Below are 17,713 nucleotides of genomic sequence, written 5' to 3'. Positions count from 1 at the left end.
GGTTCAGCCCCCTCCGTCGGCTCCGCCGACAACTCCCCCGACCGGGGGAGCGACTAGGTGCGTGCCCCCCGCCGCCCGCCAACACCGCGCTTGCCGCAACGCTGCCCCGCCTCTACCGTCGCGTTTCAAACAAACGTTGGGAGGACGGGATGACGGTTGGCGTGATCGCGACGCTGAGGATTCAGGACGGCAAGGCCGAGGAGTTCGAGGCCTTCTTCACCGAGCTGGCCCGGCAGGTTCGGGCGAACGAGCCCGGCAACATCGCCTACCAGCTCACCAAGAGCCGCAGCGAGCCCAACACCTACAAGGTGCTCGAGATCTACAAGGATCAGGACGCGCTGACCCACCACGGCGGCACGGAGCACTTCAAGGCGGCCGGCCCGAAGTTCGCCGGCGTGCTCGGCGGCCGGCCGGAGATCGAGTACCTGGACGGCGTGGGGTGATGGGCCATGGACCTCGACTTCACGCCTGAAGACCTCGCGTTCCGGGACGAGGTCCGCGCCTTCATCGCCGAGGCCTTCGACGAGGACATGCGCGCGCGCATGGGCCAGTCGAAGAACGGCCACATCGACAAGGCCGGCCAGGTCCGCTGGCTGAAACGGCTGCACGAGAAGGGCTGGATCGCCCCCGACTGGCCGGTGGAGTACGGCGGCACGGGCTGGAGCCTGTCGCAGAAGTACATCTACGAGATGGAGATGGCCCTGGCGGGCGCGCCCAACACCTCGAACATGGGCCTGCGGATGTGCGCGCCGGTGATCATGGCGTTCGGGACTCCCGAGCAGAAACAGCAGCACCTCCCGAAGATCCTGTCGACCGACGTGTGGTGGTGCCAGGGCTATTCCGAGCCGGGCTCCGGCTCGGACCTGGCGTCGCTGGCGCTGAAGGCCGAGCGCGACGGCGACCACTACGTCCTCAACGGCTCGAAGACCTGGACGACCTACGCCCAGTGGGCCGACTGGATGTTCTGCCTGGTGCGGACCTCCAGCGAGCCCATCCGGCAGAAGGGCATCTCCTTCCTGCTGCTCGACATGAGGACGCCGGGCATCCAGATCGTGCCGATCCCGACGCTGGACGGCCCGCCCGAGGGTGACCAGGAGATCAACCAGGTCTTCTTCGACAACGTTCGCGTCCCGGTGGCCAACCGGATCGGCGAGGAAGGCGAGGGCTGGACCTACGCCAAGTACCTGCTGCAGTTCGAGCGCGGGAACGCCTATGCGCCCGGCCTCTCGAACATGCTGAACAAGGTCAAGAAGATCGCCGCCGTGGAGCAGAACGGCCGCGGCCAGCGGATGCTCGACGACCCCGACTTCCGGCGGAAGCTGGCGGAGGTCGAGATCAAGATGGGCGCGCTCAACGCCACCGAGCTTCGGGTGTTCGCCGGCCGGGCCAACGGCGAGGCCATGGGGGCGGTGTCGTCCATGCTGAAGCTGGAAGGCAGCCAGATGCAGCAGGCGATGACCGAGCTCGCGCTGGAGGCGGCCGGCATCTACGCCCAGCCCTTCGTGCGCGACACCTGGGCCGGACTCGAGGGGCGCACCAACACGCCACGCGCCGGGCCGGACTATGCGGCGACCGTCGCGCCCATGTACTTCAACTACCGCAAGACCTCGATCTACGCCGGCTCCAACGAGATCCAGCACAACATCATGGCCAAGATGGTGCTCGGGCTCTGAGCTGGGAGAGGAGGGCGCGGCGGCCGCGCCCTCCCGTCCGTCAGCCGCGCAGCGGGCGCAGGATGATCTCCACCCGCCGGTTCTCGGCCCGGCCGGCGTCCGTGTCGTTGCTGGCCTTGGGCTGCGTCTCGCCGCGGCCGGCGACGAACATCCGCTCGCGCTGGACGCCGCGGTCCATGAGGTAGGTGGCCACGGCGTTGGCGCGCCGTTCCGAGAGGCCCTGGTTGTACGCGTCCGAGCCGGTGGAGTCGGCGTGGCCGACCACATCGATCAGCGTCGAGGGGTACTCCTGCAGGGTGCGGGAGATGCCGTCGAGCGGCGTGCGCATCTCGGGCCGGATGTCGGCGCGGTCGTAGGCGAAGGTGATGTCGCCCGGCATGTCGAGGACGATGTTGTCGCCCTGGCGGGTCACGTCGACGCCGGAGCCGCGGAGCTGTTCGCGCAACTGCGCCTGCTGGCGGTCCATGTAGTGGCCCACGGCCGCGCCGCCGAGCGCGCCGATGCCGGCGCCGATCACCGCGTTCGTGCGGCCTTCCTCGCTCTTGTTGGTGTTGGTGGCGTAGCCGAGGCCGGCTCCGGCCAGCGCCCCGAGGATCGCGCCGGTGGCCCGGTTGTCGCGCACCACCTCGCCGGTCATGGGGTCGGTGGTGGTGCAGGCGGCGAGCATCGCCGTCGCGCCGAGCGCGAGCGCAACTCTCGAAAGCATAGTCGTCTCCAGTCTTCGGACAGCCCCACCGCCCGTGCGGACAAACGTGCACGGCCGAGGCGAGGTTGCCTTGCGCCCGGTCAAGCTTGCCGGCGGAGACGCCTCAGTTGCGCGTGGGGATGACCACCGGCAGGTGCTCGTAGCCCTTCACGAAGGAGGAGAGCACGTGCTTCGGGGGGCCGACGACCTCGAGGCGCGGGAAGCGCTTGAGGATCTCCTCCCAGATGATCTTGAGCTGCAGCTCGGCCAGGCGGTTGCCCACGCAGCGGTGGATGCCGAAGCCGAACGACAGGTGCTGGCGCACCCGCGGCCGCTCGATCCAGTAGTCGTTGGGCCGGTCGATGACCTCCTCGTCGCGGTTGCCCGAGACGTACCACATGGCCACCTTGTCGCCCTGGCGGATGGTCTTGCCGCCGAGCTCGATGTCCCGCTTGGCGGTGCGGCGCATGTAGGCGAGCGGCGTCTGCCAGCGGATGGTCTCGGAGACCATGGACGGGATGAGGCCGTGGTCCTCGCGCAGCTTGCGGTCCTGGTCCGGGTTCTGGTGCAGGGCCAGCACCGAGCCGGTGATGGTGTTGCGGGTGGTGTCGTTGCCGCCGACGATCAGCAGGATCAGGTTCCCGAGGTACTCCATGCGGTCCATGTTCCGCGTGGACTCGCCGTGGGCCAGCATGGAGATCAGGTCGGGCTTGGGCTCGGCGTTCACCCGTTCGTTCCACAGGCGCATGAAGTAGTCGACGCACTCGAAGAGCTCGGCGCGGCGCTCCTGCTCGGCGATCTCGGGATCGGTGGAGCTGAACAGGCCGCTCTCCGGCGAGGCGGTGGCCACGTCGGACCAGCGGGTCAGCTTGCGGCGGTCCTCCCACGGGAAGTCGAAGAGGGTGGCGAGCGTCATGGTGGTGAGCTCGATGGAGACCTTGTCCACCCAGTCGATCTCCTCGCCGATCGGCAGGTCGTCGAGGATCTTCGCCGCGCGCTCGCGGATGATCGGCTCGAGGTAGGCGAGGTTGTTCGGCGAGACGATCGGCTGAACGGTCTTGCGCTGTACGTCGTGCTTCGGCTGGTCCATGGCGATGAACATGGGCAGCGTGAAGTCTTCGGCCGGGTCCGACAGGACGATGGTGGGTTCCGAGGAGAAGACCTCGTGGTTGGTGTCCACCGCCATGATGTCGTTGTACTTGGTCACCGACCAGTAGCCGCCGACGTCCTCGAAGCCGGACTCCGCCCAGTGGACGGGGTCTTCCTTCCGCAACCGCTCGAAGTAGGGCCACATGGTGTCGGTCCGGAAGAGCTCCGGGTCGGCCGGATTGATCTCCGACAGCGGCATCGAATAGGCGGCGTCGCGGGCCGCGCGCTTCAGGTCGATGGAAGCGTCGTCCATGGCAGTTCTCCCCGAGGCGGCTCCTTTGAGTGACCGCCGTTCACCCAAGCTTGCGCCCGATTGAACGCGAGGGGAAGGGGGTGGACGCTCCCGGCGAGCTTGGGCATGGTCAGCACGCAAGAACAAAAGGAGACCGTGAATGTCCGATCTGACCGGCGGCTGCGCCTGCGGAGCCGTGCGCTATCGCCTCGCGAGCCGGCCGATGTTCGTCCACTGCTGCCACTGCGCCGACTGCCAGCGGCAGGTGGGCAGCGCCTTCGTGGTCAACGCGCTGATCGAGACCGACCGGATCGAGGTGCTCTCCGGCGAGCTGAAGCCGACCTCCATGCCGACCGACAGCGGCCGGCCGCACCTGGTCTACCGCTGCGAGGGATGCGGCACGACGCTCTGGAGCGACTACGGCGACCGCAAGGTGATGAGCTTCCTGCGCGCCACCACCCTCGACGACCGGGCCGCGCTGCCGCCCGACGTGCACATCTTCACCCGCTCGAAGCTGCCGTGGGTGCGGCTGCCGGAGGACGCGCGCGCCTTCGAGGTCTACTACGACATGGCCCGGGAATGGCCGCCGGAGAGCCTCGCCCGCCGCCGCGCCATCCTGGGAGACGGGTAGGTCAGGCGTTGAAGGCGAGCTTCAGGCCGGGCCTCGGCCATCTGGCCCGGAAGAGCTTGCCGGTAGCCGAGGCGGTGATCCAAGCAGTCTGCATGTCGGGCCCGCCGAAGCAGATGTTCGTGCAGATCAGGTCCGGGAAGGCGAAGTGCTCGGTCGAGCCGTTCGGGTCGAAGGCTGTGATCCCGCCGTTGATGATGGTGGCGACGCAGACCTTGCCGCCGGCCTCCACCGCCAGGCTGTCGAGGAGCTGGTAGCCCGGCAGGTTGCAGATCACCCGGCCGGGCGCGAAGCCCTCGGGCGGTGACAGCTCGCCGGGACGGGCCACATCGAACGCCCAGAGGCGGCCGAGCGTGGTGTCGGCGACGTAGACGACGCGCTCGTCGGGCGAGAGGCCGACGCCGTTCGGCGAGACGAGGTGATCGCGCTGGCGGCTGATGTGGGAGCCGTCGGTGCGGGCGTAGTAGAGCGCGCCGAACTTGCGGCCGTCCGGCGTCGAGCAGCCGTGGTCGGTGAACCAGAAGCCGCCCGCCCGGTCGAAGACGAGGTCGTTGGGACCGACCAGGCGCTTGCCGTCGCAGGAGTCGTAGACGGTGCGCAGCTCGCCGGTGGCGAGGTCGAAGCGCTGGATCATCCCGCCGGCATGGCTGGGCGGCGTCGGCCCCGGGATAGTCAGGCCGCCCTGGTGGAGCCACTGGAAGGAGCCGCCGTTGTTGGTGATCCAGATGGCTCCGTCCGGGCCGACCGCCGCTCCGTTCGGGCCGCCGCCGGTCTCCACCAGCGTCTCCTTCGAACCGTCCGGCCGCACGCGGGTGAGCCGCTGGCCCTTGATCTCGGTGAGGATCACCGAGCCGTCGGCCATGGCGATGGGGCCCTCGGGGAACTCGAACCCCTCGGCGACCAGCTCGTACTCCATCGTCGTCCTCCCTCCTTGTGGTTGACGGCGACTATAGGCGCTCCAGCACCCGGAAGGTGAAGGGGAACTGGTCGGTCTCTGACGCCGGGTAAGGCTCGCGGCGCACCTCGCGCCAGCGGCTCTCGTCGATGGGCGGCAGGCGGACGTCGCCCTCCACTTCGGCGTCCACCTCGGTGAGGTAGAGCCGGCGCGCCCGGGAGAGCGCGAGCTCGAAAAGCGAGGCGCCGCCGATGACGCAGACTTCCGCCGCGCCGTCCTCCTCGGCCTGCTCGCGGGCGATCTGCACGGCTTCGGAGAAGTCCTCGCAGACGACCGCGCCCTTGGCCTCGAACGAGCCGTCGCGGGTGAGAACGATGTTGGTGCGGCCGACCAGGGGCTTCTTCGGCAGGCTCTCCCAGGTCTTGCGGCCCATGATCACCGGCTTGCCCATGGTGACCGCCCGGAAGATGGCGAGGTCCGACTTCAGCCGCCAGGGCAGGGCGCCGTCCTTGCCGATGACGCCGTTGCGGTCCCGCGCGATCGGGCCGGCGGAGAGGATGATCTGGGACATGGCCCGGGTTTAGACCATGAGCTCCCGGCCGGCGAAAGGCGGGTTCGCGCCGAAGTCGCTCCCCGGTCGGGGGAGCTGTCGGCGAAGCCAACCGAGGGGGGCAGCACCGCGGCTGAGCGGACGCCCTCCGGCCTTCCGGGCCACTCCCACGAGGGGAGGGACTATGGGAGCAACCGGCTCAGCGCAGGGTCGGCGGGCTCGCCCTGGGGCTCGAGCCAGCGCAGCCACTTGCGGCGGACGGCCTCCTCGGGGTCGATGCCGAAGCGGCGGAAGTAGAGCAGGAGCTGGCAGAGCACGTCGGCGGCCTCGTCGGCGCGCTGCTGTTCAGTGGCCTCGCCGCGGCCGCGGGACGACAGGCGAAGGTGCGCCTGGGCGAGTTCGCCCAGCTCCTCCTGGAGCTTCAGCAGGAACCAGTCGTCGTCACGGGCGATGCCGTACTTGCCGGCATAGATGTCGGAGATCCGCGCCGCCGCGTCGCTGACGTCGGAGAGCGTCATCGGAGGGCGGTCCCGGCGGTCATGGAGCTCGTCGCGGTCGGCGATGTTGCGGGGGTGGCTGTCCACGCCGAACGGTAGGGTCGCCGCGCCGAGTCCCGCAAGGCCCGAGGCGGTCGCGTCGCCGAGCGCGGGCGAGCGATTCGGCGTGGCGGCCCGCGAGGTGCTATGAGGATCTCTCGCGCGCCCGCGCGAGGACATACGGATCGAGCATGGAATTCGCCTGGCTGGAGGACTTCCTCACCCTCGCCGCCTGCGGGCACTTTTCGCGGGCCGCCGAGCGCCGCAACGTCTCGCAGCCCGCCTTCAGCCGACGCGTGCGGATGCTCGAGGACTGGATCGGCGCGCCGCTCTTTAACCGCGACACCCATCGGGTCGAGCTGACCGCCGCCGGCCACGAGTTCCGGCCCGTCGCGGAGGACATCATGCGTCGCGTGGTCTCGGGCCGCGAGCTGGCGCGCGAAGCCGCACAGGTCTCGGCGAGCGCCCTGCGCTTCGTCTGCACCAACGTGCTGTCGCTGAACTTCTTCCCGGCGTGGCTGGCGCGTGTCGAGGCGGCCGTGGCGGCCGGCGCAGGCCCGCGCTCGAGCATCAGCCTCGTCACCGACAACATGGCCGATTGCGAGCGCCTGATGATGCAGGGGCAGGCGCAGTTCATGCTGTGCCACCACCATCCGGCTGCGCAGACGTCACTGGATTCCACCTACTTCCGGAGCCTCGAGGTCGGGCACGACACCCTGGTGCCGGTCAGCGCGCCTGAGGCGCCCGGGAGCCAGGCGCCGCTGCATGGGCTGCCGGGCTCGGCGGCCGCTCCGGTGGCGCACCTGGCGTTCAGCTCCGCCTCGGGGATGGGGCGGATCATCGCCTCGACCCGCACGCGCGATGCGCCGCCGGTCTGGCTGTCCTCCGTGTTCACCGCGCATCTGGCGATGGTGCTGCTGACCATGGCGCGGGCCGGGCGGGGGTGCGCCTGGCTCCCTCTGAGCCTCGTCCAGCACGATCTCGCCACCGGCGATCTGGTCCGCAGCGCGGCGACCACGGACTGGGACGTCCCTATGTCGATCCGCCTTTACCGCCCCCGCGCGCGCCAGAGCCTCGCGGCCGAGGCGTTCTGGACGCAGGTCGGGGGGACAGTGGACGCCGCGCGCCTTCCGGAGGGCGCGGCGTCCTGACGCCTGCGGCGGTGGCGATCTAGAAGCGGGCCTTCAGGCCGACGAACACGCGCCTCCCCACGAGATCGTAGGTGTAGGGCTTGGAGGCCAGCAGGCCGACGTAGCTGAGGTTGAGCGTCGGCGGCTTCTTCTCGGCGAGGTTCACCACGCCGATGCGCAGATCGCGCCAAGGGCGTGGGCGAGATCAGCTACTTCGACCCCGACGCCCTGGAGCGCAGGTCGGGTGGGCGAGGTCGAGCTGCGGGTTCACGATCTGCACGATCTGGCCGTTGCTCGGGTCGCGCTGCAGAAGCCAGCAGCCCGCCGTAGACTTCGACCACCTCGGAGGAGCCTTTAGAGCCGCTCACCGGCAGGTAGTTCGCCAGGTCGCCGGCGGGCAGCCTGAAGAGGGCGCCCGTGAGGTGCGCCACCGGACGGCCACGGACCCCGCGCTTCGCGGGCCCGCCTGTTGCGCGCTAGACGGCGACGGCCATCGTGATCGCGGGGTGGGGCTCGTAGCCGTGCACCGCGAAGTCTTCGATCCGATAGTCGAACAGGGAGGCCGGCTTGCGGGTGAGTTCGAGCTTCGGGAACGGCCGCGGGGTGCGGGCCCGCTGCAGAGCAAGGCTTTCGGCGTGGTTGGCGTAGACGTGGACGTCGTGGCCGACCCAGAAGAGCTCACCGGGCTCGAGGCCGCATTGCTGCGCGAGCATCCTCAGGAGAACGGAGGCGCCGATGATGTTGAACGGAAGGCCGAGACCGACGTCGACGCTCCGCTGATACAGCGAGCACGACAGGCGGCCGTTGCTCACGAAGTACTGGTAGAGCAGGTGGCACGGCGGAAGCGCCATGTTCTCGACCTCCTCGACGTTCCAGCCGTGGAACAGCAGCCGGCGGGAGTTCGGGTTCGTCTTGATCTGTTCGACGAGGGTCGCGAGCTGGTCGTAGATCCGGCCGTCCTTGCCTTCCCAGCGACGCCACTGGGCTCCGTAGACTGGTCCCAGGTCGCCCCACTCCGCCGCGAAGCCTGGCTCGGCGAGAACTCGGCGCTCGAACTCCGCCATCGAGATGCGGTCGCCGGTGGCTTCCACGTACTTCTGGTGCGGCCAGTCGGACCAGATGTGGACGCCTGCTTCGAGCAGCGGGCGGATGTTGGTCTCTCCGGAGAGGAACCAGAGCATCTCCTTGATGGCCAGTTTCCAGCCCGTCTTCTTGGTCGTCAGGACCGGCAGATGCCCTTCGGAGAGATCGAACCGCATGGTGGCGCCATGGATCGCAAAGGTGCCCACGCCGGTGCGGTCGTCGCGGAAATGGCCCCGCTCGAGGATGTCCTGGATCAGATCGAGATACTGGCGCTCAGAAGCGCCGTCGTTGGCCAGCAACATGCGTTCGATCCCTCCAGGCGTGCAAGGTCGGCCGAAGCGACTCAGTGCGAGCTAGGGATCGAGCTTGGAGAATCGCGGCCCGAGATCAACCGCGCCCTATGGAAATTGTGCATGCCGGCGTGGCGTGTTTCGTCACACCCTGCGGCGGATTAGCCCGCGAAGCCGCCCTCGTCGAGGAAGGCCTGTTCCTCCAGGGTGGTGACGCGCCCGAGCGCCGGGTTGCGGTGGGGGAAGCGACCGAACCTGGCGATGATGTCGCGGTGGATCTGCGCCCACTTGAGGATCTCGGGGTCCCCCAGCTCGGCGGCCACGGCAAGGCCGAAGTCCTGGTCGGCCAGGTTCTCCGAGTGCTCGAAGGGCAGAACGAAGAACTGGGCCAGCGGCGCCTCCACCTGGCGGTGGAAGCCGGCGTCCACGGCGGCGCGGGCGATGGCGCGGGCCTTCGGGTCGGTGGCCCAGGCGTGGGCCGAGCCGCGGTAGAGGTTGCGCGGGAACTGGTCGAGCAGGATCAGCAGGGCGAGCGCGCCTTCGGCCGTCTGGGCCCACGCGTCGTACTGGCCGCAGGCGGCGCGGTGGTGGACCGGTTCGAACTTCAGCCGGATCGCCTCGTCGAAGGCGTGGTTCTTGGCGTACCACTTTTCGGGCCCGGCGTTGCGCCAGAAGCCCAGGATGTCGTTGGGGGTCGCCGCCACGGAATGCGCCTCGCCTGCCGCTGGAAGCCCCTGAGGTGGCGCAAGGCGGCCTGGCGTTCAAGACGCCTTGGCCGGACGGCCCCGATCCTGCAGCCTGGGGGGCGACTGTTCCGACGGGGGACGGGGGAGCGCGGATGAGGGCGAGGGCGCTGGCCTTGGGGCTGCTGCTGACGGCGGGGGCCGGAGGCGCCGCGGCGTGGCCGGAGGTCCCGCCGCGGCCGCCTGAGCCGCCGGCGGCGGCGCGGGCGCCGGAGCCGCTCGGCGAGGCGTGCTGGAACGAGGTCCTGCCGCGCGGTCCAAAAGTCGACCGCGATGGCGACCCCGACACTTCGGGGCTGCAGGGAGACGATCTGGCCGACCATGAGGATCGGCAGGAGCTGCGGGACTGGCGGCGCTGGAACGGGGGCCGGGTCGCGTGCGCGCCGCCGCCGCCGCCGCCGCGGCCGACATGCCCGCGCGGCCGGCGGTCCACCGCCTGCACGACAGGCCGTTAGAGGAAGCCGCGGGCCTTCAGCTCGGCGATCGAAGTCTTCGCATCCTGGTGGTGGATGAAGATCCCGCCCTCGTTCTCCCAGAGGTGGCGGTGCTTGTCCCGGTCGTCCACCAGCACGTCGCCGGGGTGGCGGTGCTCGTGCTTCAGCGCCGCCGAGGTGGTGATCACCGGCACGCCGGGGAAATGCTTCTCGGCCCACCGGCGCTTCTGCGGCTCGGCCCAGTTCCCGCGCGGCAGGCCGGTGAGGATGATCGGGTCGCGGTGCTTCACCGCCGCGTAGAGCTCGTAGGCGTCCGGGAGGGGCTCGAGGTTCTCGAAGAAGCCCTCCGCCGTCGCGAGCTTCTGCCAGAAGCGGCCGAGGCCGTGGCGCTTCTCGAAGGCCCGCGGGTGCATGCCGAGGATCGCCTCGGCGCCCTTGTCGAAGTCGGCGAGCACGCCGTCGCAATCGAGATAGATCTGCTTGCGCATCAGGCGGGCGGAACGCGCCTTGCCGGCGCCGGGTTCATCCGTCCCGACAGGCGGGGCAGCGGCCGCGCGCCTCCAGCGTTACGGCGCGCACGTCGTAGCCGGCGGCCTTGGCGGCGGTGAGCGCCGGGGTGAGCTCGGGCTCGAACTCCTGCGCCGAGCCGCAGCAGTCGCAGATCAGGAAGGCGGCCACGTGGCCGTCGGACTCCAGCCGGCAGGGGACATAGGCGTTCAGGCTCTCGATCCGGTGCGCGAAGCCCAGGCGTTCCAGGAACTCGAGCGCACGGTAGACGGTGGGCGGCTTGGCTGGCTCTCCGCCGTCCCCGTAGGCGGCGATCAGGTCGTAGGCCTTGAGCGGCCCGTCCGCGCCCAGCAGCAGTTCCAGAACGCGGCGGCGGGGCGGGGTCAGGCGCTCCTGGGTCTCCACGCAGCGGCTCTCGGCGGCGCCCAGGGCGCGGCTCAGCGCCTGGCCCTTAAGCCCCGGATGGACGCCGTCGTCATGGTGGCATGCATCGCCCATGGGCATTCAGGTAACCCCGGCATCCCTCCGCCGCAACGGGCTTGACGACGCGTTATGTTATTTCATAACGGTTGTGCTGTTACTTCATAACACCGAAGCCAGTTCCCCGTCCGGAGTGTCCATGTCACGAGCCGCCCTGTTCACCGCCGCCGCCGTGACGGCGCTCTGCGCCTCCAGCCAGGTCCACGCCGCCGCCGCGGCGCCCGAGAAGGACCTTTCGGAAGTGGTGGTCACGGCCGCGCCGTACCCGGTGTCGATCGGCTCGGCGACCACCAGCGTGAACATCCTGAAGCGCGAGGCGCTGGACACCGCCCCGGTGGGCGGGCTGGGCGACGTGCTGACCGGCGTGCCGGGCGTCCGCTCCACCTTCTTCGGCCCCGGCGCCAGCCGGCCGGTGATCCGCGGCCTTTCCGGGCCGCGCGTGCTGGTGCTGTCGAACGGGCTCGGACAGGTGGATGCGAGCGCGCTCTCCCCCGACCATGCGGTGGCCACCGACCCGCAGGAGGCGGAACGGATCGAGGTGCTGCGCGGGCCCTCGGCGCTGGCCTACGGCGGCTCGGCGATCGGCGGCATCGTCAACGTGATTGACGACCGCATCGCCCGCGACCCGGTGGACGGCGTCGAGGGGCGGGTGCTGGCCTCCGGCTCGACGGTGGACGACGGGCGGATGGTCTCGGGCTCGATCAAGGCCGGGGCCGGCCCCTTCGTGCTGAGCCTGGACGGCGTCCGGCGCGAGACCGACGACTACGAGGTCCCCACCTTCCCGGAATCCCGCCGGCAGCTCGAGGCGGACGGCGAGGAATGGCCCGGGCCGGTGGACTCCGCGGTGGAGAACACCTCGACCGAGCTCTCGTCCTACGGCGCAGGCCTCTCCTACGTGGGCGAGCGCGGCTACATCGGCCTGTCGGTGAAGCGGACGGAGACCACCTACGGCGTGCCGGGCCACGAGCACGAGCACGAACACGAGGGCGAGGACGGCGAGGGCGATGAGGGCCACGCGGGCGAGGAGGCCGGCGTCGCCATCGACCTCGAGCAGACCCGCTACGACCTGCGCGGCGAGTACGACCTGAACCTCGGCCCGTTCGAGAAGGTGCGCTTCGCCGGCGGCTATGCCGACTACACCCACGTGGAGCTGGAAGACGGCGCGCCGGCCACCCGCTTCTTCTCGGAAGGCTGGGAAGCCCGCGTCGAGCTGGTGCAGCCGAACCGCGACGGCTGGCAAGGCGCGGTCGGCTTCCAGGCGCTGTCGCGCGACTTCGACGCGGTGGGCGAGGAGGCGCTGGTGCCCGCCACGACCACCGAGGAGTGGGGCGCCTTCCTCCTGCAGCGCTACGACCGGGACGGCTGGGGCGTGGAGGGCGGCCTGCGGGTCGACCACCGCAAGCTGGACAGCCTGGCGGGCGAGCGCGACTTCACCAACGTGTCCGGGTCGCTCGGCGCGTTCGTGCGGCCGGCGGACGGCTGGTTCCTGAGCCTGTCGGGGTCGCGGACGAGCCGGGCGCCGGCCCAGGAGGAGCTGTTCGCCAACGGACCGCACCCCGCCACCCGCGGCTTCGAGCGCGGCGACGCGGCCCTCGACCAGGAGGTCTCCTGGTCGCTGGACGGGACGATCCACTACGACAGCGATCGGTGGACCGCCGACCTGCACCTGTTCGCCGTGCGCTACGACGGCTTCATCGACCTGCGCCCCACCGGCGAGGAGGACGAGGAGAGCCACCTGCCGATCTTCGCCTACCAGCAGACCGACGCCGACTTCCACGGCTTCGAGGCCGAGCTGTCGTACCGGCTGTGGGAGGAGGGCGCGCGCAGCTTCCGCCTGGAGGGCGCGGCCGACTACGTCCGGGGCGACACCGACCTCGGCCCGCCGGCGCGGATCCCGCCGTGGTCGGCGTCGCTGCGCGGCGTCTTCGAGGGCGGCTGGTGGACGGGCCTGCTGGAGGTCCGCCGGGTCGGCGAGCAGGACCGCACGGCGGAGTTCGAGCTGCCCACCGACGGCTACACCCTGGTGAACGCCCAGATGACCGTGCGGCCGCTGAAGGACCCCGACTTCAAGGTCTTCCTCGACGCGCGGAACCTGACCGACGAGGAGGCGCGCGAGCACGCCTCGTTCTTGAAGGACATCGCCCCGCTGCCGGGCCGCAACTTCCGCCTGGGAGTGGCCTACAGCTTCTGAGTCCGCTCCGCCGCAGGAGAGGCAAGAAAAAAGCCCGCGGAGCGATCCGCGGGCTTTCTCGTGTCCGGAGGGACGGGCTCTAGGCCTCTTCGCTCTCGCTGGAGGGCGCGCCTTCGCCGGCCTCGAAGCTGCGCGGGGCGCGGCGGCGGCGAGGCTTGCGGGCGGGCGCCTCGCCCTCGTCGGTTTCCGGCCGCGGCTCGGTGCGGGCCTGCAGGAAGGCCGGGGCGTGGCTCTCGCCGCCCTCGGCGTCGCGCAGCACCGGCGCCGGCCGGTCCTCGCCCGGGAAGGGCGCCGCCGCCTGGGGCTCGATCACCGCCAGGGGCTCGCGCTCGGGCCGGTCGTCGCGTTCGCGGCGGTCCTCGCGGTCGCCGCGCGGACGGTCATCACGGGGCCGGTCGTCGCGGGGACGCTCGTCGCGGGGACGCTCGTCGCGGGGCCGGTCGTCGCGGTCGCGGTTGCGGCGTTCGTCGCGGTCGCGCCAGCGGTCGCGGCGGCCGCCGCCGTCGCGGTCGGCCCGGGCTTCGCGGTCGTCCCGGCGGCCTTCGAAGCGCTCGCCGCGATCGCGGTCGCGGTCACGGTTCTCACGATCCCGGTTGTCCCGGCCGTCGCGCTCGCGGCGCGGGTCGCGGGCCTCGGTGTCCTGGGTCTCGCCGCCTTCGGCGGCGGCCTCGTCGGCGGCCTCCGCCTGGGCCTGGGCGCCCTCGTCCTCGAAGTCGATGTCGAAGCCGGAAGAGAAGTGGTCGCGCCCGAGGATCTCGGAGGCGGGCCGCTGCGGCTGCATGGCCCGCAGCAGGCGGAAATAGTGTTCGGCGTGCTGAAGATAGTTCTCGGCGAGCACCCGGTCGCCGGCCGAGCCCGCGTCACGCGCGAGCTGCTGGTACTTCTCGAAGACGTGCTGCGCGTTGCCGCGGACCTTCACGCCCTCGGGCCCGTTCGAATCGAAGGCCCGGTTCGCGTTCTGCTGCGGCTTGCCGCCGCCGCCGCCGCCGCCGCCGCGATTGCGGCCGCGCTGACGCTTCATACCCTTGAAATCTCTCATTATTCGATAACCGTTTGCTCTTCCCCGAGCGGCCCTGAGGCGGTCTCTGCGGTAGCCTTCAGCGGGTTCGGGCGCGTGGCCCGGCTGGATTGTTGAAGACGCTTAAGTTCCCCGTCTTCCGCCCGGAAGCTCTTCAGCGAGAGGCCTTTTTCAGAAGCGTCGCGCCTGCCGGGAGGGCGTGCGTCCTTGATGAGGGCGCCTCTGCCTAGCCGGCTTTCATGGGTGGAGACGAGACCTGATGTAGCGACTCAAGCGCCCGTTTCCAAGGGCTTTTTCGCGCCCGCCACGACCCGGTGCCGGTCGGCGAGGTCCTTGATCGTCCGCACGTCGGCCGCGCCGGCCTCGCGGAACAGGGCCTCGACCGCGTCCTTCTGGTCGTAGCCGATCTCCACGGCGAAGAGGCCGCCGGGCTTCAGCACGCGGAGGATCTCGGGCGCCAGGCGGCGATAGGCGTCGAGGCCGTCCGGCCCGCCGTCGAGGGCGAGCCTGGGCTCCCATTCGCGGACCTCCGGTTCGAGGGTCTCGATTACCTCGGCGGCGATATAGGGCGGGTTGGAGACGACCACATCGAAATTGGCGTCCGCCAGGCCATCGGCCCAGTCGCCGCGCAGCAGAGCGACGCGCCCGGCGAGGCCGAGGTGGGCGGCGTTGTCGCGGGCCACGGCCAGGGCCTCCTCCGAAACGTCGACGCCCAGGCCCTTGGCCGCGGGCCGCTCGGCCAGGATGGCGAGCAGGATGGCTCCGGAGCCGACGCCCAGGTCGAGGATGCTGAAGGCCTGGCGCTCGGCGGTCTGCTTCAGCACCTCGTCGACGATCACCTCGGTGTCGGGCCGCGGCGTGAGCACGTTGCGGTTCACCGTCAGCATGATCTTCCAGAAGCCCTTGCGGCCCAGGATGTGGCTGACCGGCTCGCGCTTCACCCGGCGGGCCAGGTAGTCGTGAAGCAGGGCTTCCTGGGCGTCGGACAGCGGCCGGTACGGATCGGTGACGATGTCGGTGCGGGTGGCGTCGGCGGCCGCCTCCACCAGCAGGCGCGCGTCGATCACGGGCCCGGCGAGGCCCGCGGCCTCCAGGGTCTTCTTGGCGTGCGTCCAGGCCTGGACGAGGGTCAGGCCCATTCGGGCGTCTCCACCGGGGCGGCGTCGGGGGAGGTGACCGCGTCGCCCACGCCGACGCGGCCGGGCGCGGTGACCGTCAGATAGACGCCGCAGTTCATGTGTCCGTAGTTGTCGAACAGCGCCTTGACCACGTCCAGGTTCCGCTCGGCGGTGGCGGGATCCACGTGGGTGGCCGCGCATCGGACGATCGGCTTGAACACGCGGGCCTGGGCCCAGCCCAGCATCATCGGCCGACCGGTCCAGTCGTTCTCGACCCAGGGCGCCCAGCCGTCGACGTAGAGGTTTGCGCGGAACCGCAGAGGGTCGAGCTCGACGCCCATCTTCTGCGACAGGTCGCGGACGCTGGCGAGGTTGATCACCGAGAGCTGGCCCTGGGGATGGTCGGTGAAGCGGTGCTGGCCAGGGGCGGTGACCACCTTCAGCGGGCCACGCCGGTCGTCCTCCGGCAGCAGCCGGGTGAGCCAGGCGGCGAAGCCCTCGCGGCCGGCCTCGTCGGCGAGGCGGCCGGAGAACACCGGCAGGCCGTCGGCGTGGGCGTGCAGCAGGCCCGTGTCGTCCTCGTAATGGGTCCGCGCGGCGGCGACCCGGGGCGTCGACATGAGCACGGTGAACTTCTGCTTCGAGATGAACGCCGGGGCGGCCGGGTCGAAGCCGGACGGGCCGTTCTCCACCGCCCACAGGCGATCGAAGGGCAGGCCCTGGCCCGGCGCCACCTCTACGTGGTCCAGGGACTCGGGCGTGAACCCCTTGACGGGATGGCGGTAGATGGCGGCCACGTGCGCGGTCATGGACGCCTGTTGCCGGAAGGGCCGGCAGGCTTCAAGGGGAACGAGGGCCGCACCCCGGGGGTTCGGGCAGGCTTGGCTTCACGAGGGAGGAGGACGGCAGGGGTGGCGCGACGCGGCCGAACCGAGACCCCGCAACGCAGAGGCTTGGGCCTGAGCCGCCTGCTGCTGGGCGCCGCCCCCTGGGTCGGGCTGGCGGCGGTGACCGCGCTCTGGGCCCAGTCCACCCGCCGCCCGCCGCCGGGCCTCTCCAACCCCGAGATCGCCTCCCCCGAGCACTTCGAACAGATCGAACCGGGCCGCGGCCGGCTGGCCGCCTGGCCGCACCACATCCCGTGGATGGGCTGGCGCGACATCGCCTGGCGCGTCTACCGGGAGAGCGGCAACGACCGGATCGCCTTCCTGTCGGGCGGGGTGACCTTCTACGTCCTGCTGGCGCTGGCGCCGGCGGTGGGCGTGTTCGTCTCGCTCTACGGCCTCTTCTCGGACGTCGGTACGGTGAGCCGCCAGCTCGACCAGTTGGCCACCTTCGTGCCGCACGACGTACTGGTGATCGTCGGCGACCAGATGACGCGGCTTGCAACCCAGCGGCCGGCGGAGCTGTCCATCGCCTTCGTGCTCTCGGTCGTGCTGTCGCTGTGGACCGCGAGCCTGGGCATCCGGGTGCTCGTGGACGCGCTCAACGTCACCTACGAGGAGAAGGAGCGGCGGCCCTACCTGCTGCGGATCATCGTCACCTACGGCTTCACCTTCGCGGCGCTGCTGTTCATGGCATTGGTGACGGCGGTGCTGGTGGCCGCGCCCTTGGTCCTGAACGAGATCGGCGCGGGCGAACTGCTGATCCCGCTCCGCTGGCTGGTGCTCTACGCGCTCGTCGCCGGGGCCTTCGCCATCCTCTACCGCTACGGACCGTCGCGGACGCGGGCTCAGTGGCGCTGGGTGGCGGTGGGCGCGATGCTGGCCGCCGGCGTCTGGATGGGCGGCTCGCTGGGCTATTCCTGGTACGTCAACAACGTCGCCCGGTTCCAGATCACCTACGGTTCGCTCGGGGCCATCGTCGGCTTCCTGGTTTGGATCTGGTTCTCGGTGATGGCCCTGCTGCTGGGCGCCGAGATCAACGCCGAGGTGGAGCACCAGACGGCGCTCGACACCACGACCGGCGCCGACAAGCCCATGGGCAGCCGCGGTGCGGTGGTGGCCGACAGCGTGGGCCTGGCCTTCGTGGGCGTCCGCAAGGGCGTCGGCATCCTCTGGGGCACCACGCGCCGGCAGGTGAACAACCTGGTCCGCCGCGGCCCGCGCGAGCCCCCGCCGCCGCTCCCGAGCCTGCCGCCCCCGCCGCCGCGCAAGCCGCGCGACTGAACGACCGCCGCCCCGAAACCCCCTCCCAGGGGGAGAGGGAATCTAGGCCAGCTCTTCTTCCAGGGCCGCGAGGCGGGCGGCCTGGTCCTCGGCGATCAGCGGGTTGATGACGTCGTCGAGGGCCTCGCCTTCCATCACCTTGGGCAGGTTGTAGAGGGTGAGGTTGATGCGGTGGTCGGTGACCCGCCCTTGCGGGAAGTTGT

General features: G+C 70.6%; 19 protein-coding genes and 1 pseudogene. 6 read left to right on the top strand and 14 right to left on the bottom strand.

Annotated elements, in window-relative coordinates:
• The first annotated feature begins 149 nt into the window (after positions 1 to 149).
• Together ACE3Q8_RS22500 and ACE3Q8_RS22495 are read left to right on the top strand one after the other, a co-directional pair.
• Positions 150 to 443, top strand: a complete 294-nt coding sequence (locus tag ACE3Q8_RS22500; protein WP_374473073.1) for a putative quinol monooxygenase — start codon at positions 150 to 152, stop codon at positions 441 to 443.
• Between the two features lie 6 nt (positions 444 to 449).
• Entirely contained in the window at positions 450 to 1,673 is a 1,224-nt protein-coding gene (locus ACE3Q8_RS22495) for an acyl-CoA dehydrogenase family protein (RefSeq protein WP_374473071.1), read from the top strand.
• Between the two features lie 40 nt (positions 1,674 to 1,713).
• Here the strand turns inward: ACE3Q8_RS22495 and ACE3Q8_RS22490 are convergent, their stop codons facing one another.
• Together ACE3Q8_RS22490 and ACE3Q8_RS22485 are read right to left on the bottom strand one after the other, a co-directional pair.
• The gene (locus ACE3Q8_RS22490; protein WP_374473070.1) at positions 1,714 to 2,379 is read right to left on the bottom strand and encodes an OmpA family protein; all 666 of its coding nucleotides are present in this window, start codon (positions 2,377 to 2,379) and stop codon (positions 1,714 to 1,716) included.
• 103 nt (positions 2,380 to 2,482) lie between these two features.
• The gene (locus tag ACE3Q8_RS22485) at positions 2,483 to 3,760 is read right to left on the bottom strand and encodes a cytochrome P450 (protein ID WP_374473068.1); all 1,278 of its coding nucleotides are present in this window, start codon (positions 3,758 to 3,760) and stop codon (positions 2,483 to 2,485) included.
• A gap of 139 nt (positions 3,761 to 3,899) precedes the next feature.
• Between ACE3Q8_RS22485 and ACE3Q8_RS22480 the strand changes: the two genes are divergently transcribed.
• Complete coding sequence (locus tag ACE3Q8_RS22480) at positions 3,900 to 4,370, top strand: GFA family protein (protein WP_374473066.1); 471 nt, start codon at positions 3,900 to 3,902, stop codon at positions 4,368 to 4,370.
• Between the two features lies 1 nt (position 4,371).
• On the opposite strand, the gene ACE3Q8_RS22475 is transcribed toward ACE3Q8_RS22480, so the two are convergent.
• From ACE3Q8_RS22475 to ACE3Q8_RS22465, 3 genes are all read right to left on the bottom strand, one after another.
• On the bottom strand, positions 4,372 to 5,283 hold the full coding sequence (locus ACE3Q8_RS22475; protein ID WP_374473064.1) for an SMP-30/gluconolactonase/LRE family protein: 912 nt from the start codon (positions 5,281 to 5,283) through the stop codon (positions 4,372 to 4,374).
• Positions 5,284 to 5,314: 31 nt separating this feature from the next.
• Positions 5,315 to 5,833, bottom strand: coding sequence for a dihydrofolate reductase (locus ACE3Q8_RS22470; protein WP_374473062.1), 519 nt, complete (start codon positions 5,831 to 5,833; stop codon positions 5,315 to 5,317).
• 161 nt (positions 5,834 to 5,994) lie between these two features.
• Positions 5,995 to 6,330 (bottom strand): phosphoribosyl-ATP pyrophosphohydrolase, encoded by a 336-nt coding sequence (locus tag ACE3Q8_RS22465; protein WP_374473060.1) that lies wholly within the window; start codon positions 6,328 to 6,330, stop codon positions 5,995 to 5,997.
• Between the two features lie 209 nt (positions 6,331 to 6,539).
• Between ACE3Q8_RS22465 and ACE3Q8_RS22460 the strand changes: the two genes are divergently transcribed.
• A complete protein-coding gene (locus ACE3Q8_RS22460) occupies positions 6,540 to 7,499 on the top strand; it encodes a LysR family transcriptional regulator (RefSeq protein WP_374473058.1) in 960 nt (319 codons plus the stop codon).
• A gap of 19 nt (positions 7,500 to 7,518) precedes the next feature.
• On the opposite strand, the gene ACE3Q8_RS22455 is transcribed toward ACE3Q8_RS22460, so the two are convergent.
• From ACE3Q8_RS22455 to ACE3Q8_RS22435, 5 genes are all read right to left on the bottom strand, one after another.
• Positions 7,519 to 7,647 (bottom strand): hypothetical protein, encoded by a 129-nt coding sequence (locus ACE3Q8_RS22455; RefSeq protein ID WP_374473056.1) that lies wholly within the window; start codon positions 7,645 to 7,647, stop codon positions 7,519 to 7,521.
• Between the two features lie 307 nt (positions 7,648 to 7,954).
• Positions 7,955 to 8,863, bottom strand: coding sequence for a thymidylate synthase (gene thyA / locus ACE3Q8_RS22450; protein ID WP_374473054.1), 909 nt, complete (start codon positions 8,861 to 8,863; stop codon positions 7,955 to 7,957).
• Between the two features lie 149 nt (positions 8,864 to 9,012).
• On the bottom strand, positions 9,013 to 9,555 hold the full coding sequence (locus tag ACE3Q8_RS22445; protein ID WP_374473053.1) for a DUF924 family protein: 543 nt from the start codon (positions 9,553 to 9,555) through the stop codon (positions 9,013 to 9,015).
• A 490-nt stretch (positions 9,556 to 10,045) separates the two neighbouring features.
• Complete coding sequence (locus ACE3Q8_RS22440; RefSeq protein WP_374473051.1) at positions 10,046 to 10,516, bottom strand: hypothetical protein; 471 nt, start codon at positions 10,514 to 10,516, stop codon at positions 10,046 to 10,048.
• 34 nt (positions 10,517 to 10,550) lie between these two features.
• Positions 10,551 to 11,033, bottom strand: a complete 483-nt coding sequence (locus tag ACE3Q8_RS22435; protein ID WP_374473049.1) for a Fur family transcriptional regulator — start codon at positions 11,031 to 11,033, stop codon at positions 10,551 to 10,553.
• A gap of 121 nt (positions 11,034 to 11,154) precedes the next feature.
• On the opposite strand from ACE3Q8_RS22435, the gene ACE3Q8_RS22430 reads away from it, so the two are divergent.
• Entirely contained in the window at positions 11,155 to 13,206 is a 2,052-nt protein-coding gene (locus tag ACE3Q8_RS22430; protein ID WP_374473048.1) for a TonB-dependent receptor, read from the top strand.
• 79 nt (positions 13,207 to 13,285) lie between these two features.
• Here ACE3Q8_RS22430 and ACE3Q8_RS22425 read toward each other — a convergent pair whose 3' ends face one another.
• From ACE3Q8_RS22425 to ACE3Q8_RS22415, 3 genes are all read right to left on the bottom strand, one after another.
• On the bottom strand, positions 13,286 to 14,245 hold the full coding sequence (locus ACE3Q8_RS22425; RefSeq protein ID WP_374473047.1) for a DUF4167 domain-containing protein: 960 nt from the start codon (positions 14,243 to 14,245) through the stop codon (positions 13,286 to 13,288).
• A 248-nt stretch (positions 14,246 to 14,493) separates the two neighbouring features.
• Positions 14,494 to 15,363 carry a peptide chain release factor N(5)-glutamine methyltransferase gene (gene prmC / locus ACE3Q8_RS22420; protein WP_374473046.1) on the bottom strand — a complete coding sequence of 290 codons (870 nt, stop codon included), beginning with the start codon at positions 15,361 to 15,363 and terminating at the stop codon, positions 14,494 to 14,496.
• A complete protein-coding gene (locus tag ACE3Q8_RS22415; RefSeq protein WP_374473044.1) occupies positions 15,354 to 16,151 on the bottom strand; it encodes an MOSC domain-containing protein in 798 nt (265 codons plus the stop codon). The genes prmC and ACE3Q8_RS22415 overlap by 10 nt, the downstream gene beginning before the upstream one ends.
• A gap of 144 nt (positions 16,152 to 16,295) precedes the next feature.
• Between ACE3Q8_RS22415 and ACE3Q8_RS22410 the strand changes: the two genes are divergently transcribed.
• Complete coding sequence (locus tag ACE3Q8_RS22410) at positions 16,296 to 17,510, top strand: YihY/virulence factor BrkB family protein (protein ID WP_374473043.1); 1,215 nt, start codon at positions 16,296 to 16,298, stop codon at positions 17,508 to 17,510.
• 42 nt (positions 17,511 to 17,552) lie between these two features.
• Here the strand turns inward: ACE3Q8_RS22410 and ACE3Q8_RS22405 are convergent.
• Positions 17,553 to 17,713 (bottom strand): annotated as a pseudogene (locus ACE3Q8_RS22405) (peptide chain release factor 1); the annotation flags it as partial.

This window comes from Phenylobacterium sp., from assembly GCF_041913825.1.
In the GTDB taxonomy this organism is placed as follows: Bacteria; Pseudomonadota; Alphaproteobacteria; order Caulobacterales; family Caulobacteraceae; genus Phenylobacterium.
Note: the sequence above shows the minus strand (reverse complement) of the source record. Positions and strands in the feature narration are given on the sequence as shown.

Bases quoted from the DNA above. Each gene is read 5' to 3' on its own strand.
- ACE3Q8_RS22430 (WP_374473048.1), top strand. From the start codon at position 11,155: ATGTCACGAGCCGCCCTGTTCACCGCCGCCGCCGTGACGGCGCTCTGC.
- ACE3Q8_RS22470 (WP_374473062.1), bottom strand. From the start codon at position 5,833: ATGTCCCAGATCATCCTCTCCGCCGGCCCGATCGCGCGGGACCGCAAC.
- thyA (WP_374473054.1), bottom strand. From the start codon at position 8,863: ATGTTGCTGGCCAACGACGGCGCTTCTGAGCGCCAGTATCTCGATCTG.
- ACE3Q8_RS22475 (WP_374473064.1), bottom strand. From the start codon at position 5,283: ATGGAGTACGAGCTGGTCGCCGAGGGGTTCGAGTTCCCCGAGGGCCCC.
- ACE3Q8_RS22465 (WP_374473060.1), bottom strand. From the start codon at position 6,330: ATGACGCTCTCCGACGTCAGCGACGCGGCGGCGCGGATCTCCGACATC.
- prmC (WP_374473046.1), bottom strand. From the start codon at position 15,363: ATGGGCCTGACCCTCGTCCAGGCCTGGACGCACGCCAAGAAGACCCTG.
- ACE3Q8_RS22460 (WP_374473058.1), top strand. From the start codon at position 6,540: ATGGAATTCGCCTGGCTGGAGGACTTCCTCACCCTCGCCGCCTGCGGG.
- ACE3Q8_RS22440 (WP_374473051.1), bottom strand. From the start codon at position 10,516: ATGCGCAAGCAGATCTATCTCGATTGCGACGGCGTGCTCGCCGACTTC.
- ACE3Q8_RS22500 (WP_374473073.1), top strand. From the start codon at position 150: ATGACGGTTGGCGTGATCGCGACGCTGAGGATTCAGGACGGCAAGGCC.
- ACE3Q8_RS22480 (WP_374473066.1), top strand. From the start codon at position 3,900: ATGTCCGATCTGACCGGCGGCTGCGCCTGCGGAGCCGTGCGCTATCGC.
- ACE3Q8_RS22490 (WP_374473070.1), bottom strand. From the start codon at position 2,379: ATGCTTTCGAGAGTTGCGCTCGCGCTCGGCGCGACGGCGATGCTCGCC.
- ACE3Q8_RS22435 (WP_374473049.1), bottom strand. From the start codon at position 11,033: ATGGGCGATGCATGCCACCATGACGACGGCGTCCATCCGGGGCTTAAG.
- ACE3Q8_RS22485 (WP_374473068.1), bottom strand. From the start codon at position 3,760: ATGGACGACGCTTCCATCGACCTGAAGCGCGCGGCCCGCGACGCCGCC.
- ACE3Q8_RS22425 (WP_374473047.1), bottom strand. From the start codon at position 14,245: ATGAGAGATTTCAAGGGTATGAAGCGTCAGCGCGGCCGCAATCGCGGC.
- ACE3Q8_RS22415 (WP_374473044.1), bottom strand. From the start codon at position 16,151: ATGACCGCGCACGTGGCCGCCATCTACCGCCATCCCGTCAAGGGGTTC.
- ACE3Q8_RS22495 (WP_374473071.1), top strand. From the start codon at position 450: ATGGACCTCGACTTCACGCCTGAAGACCTCGCGTTCCGGGACGAGGTC.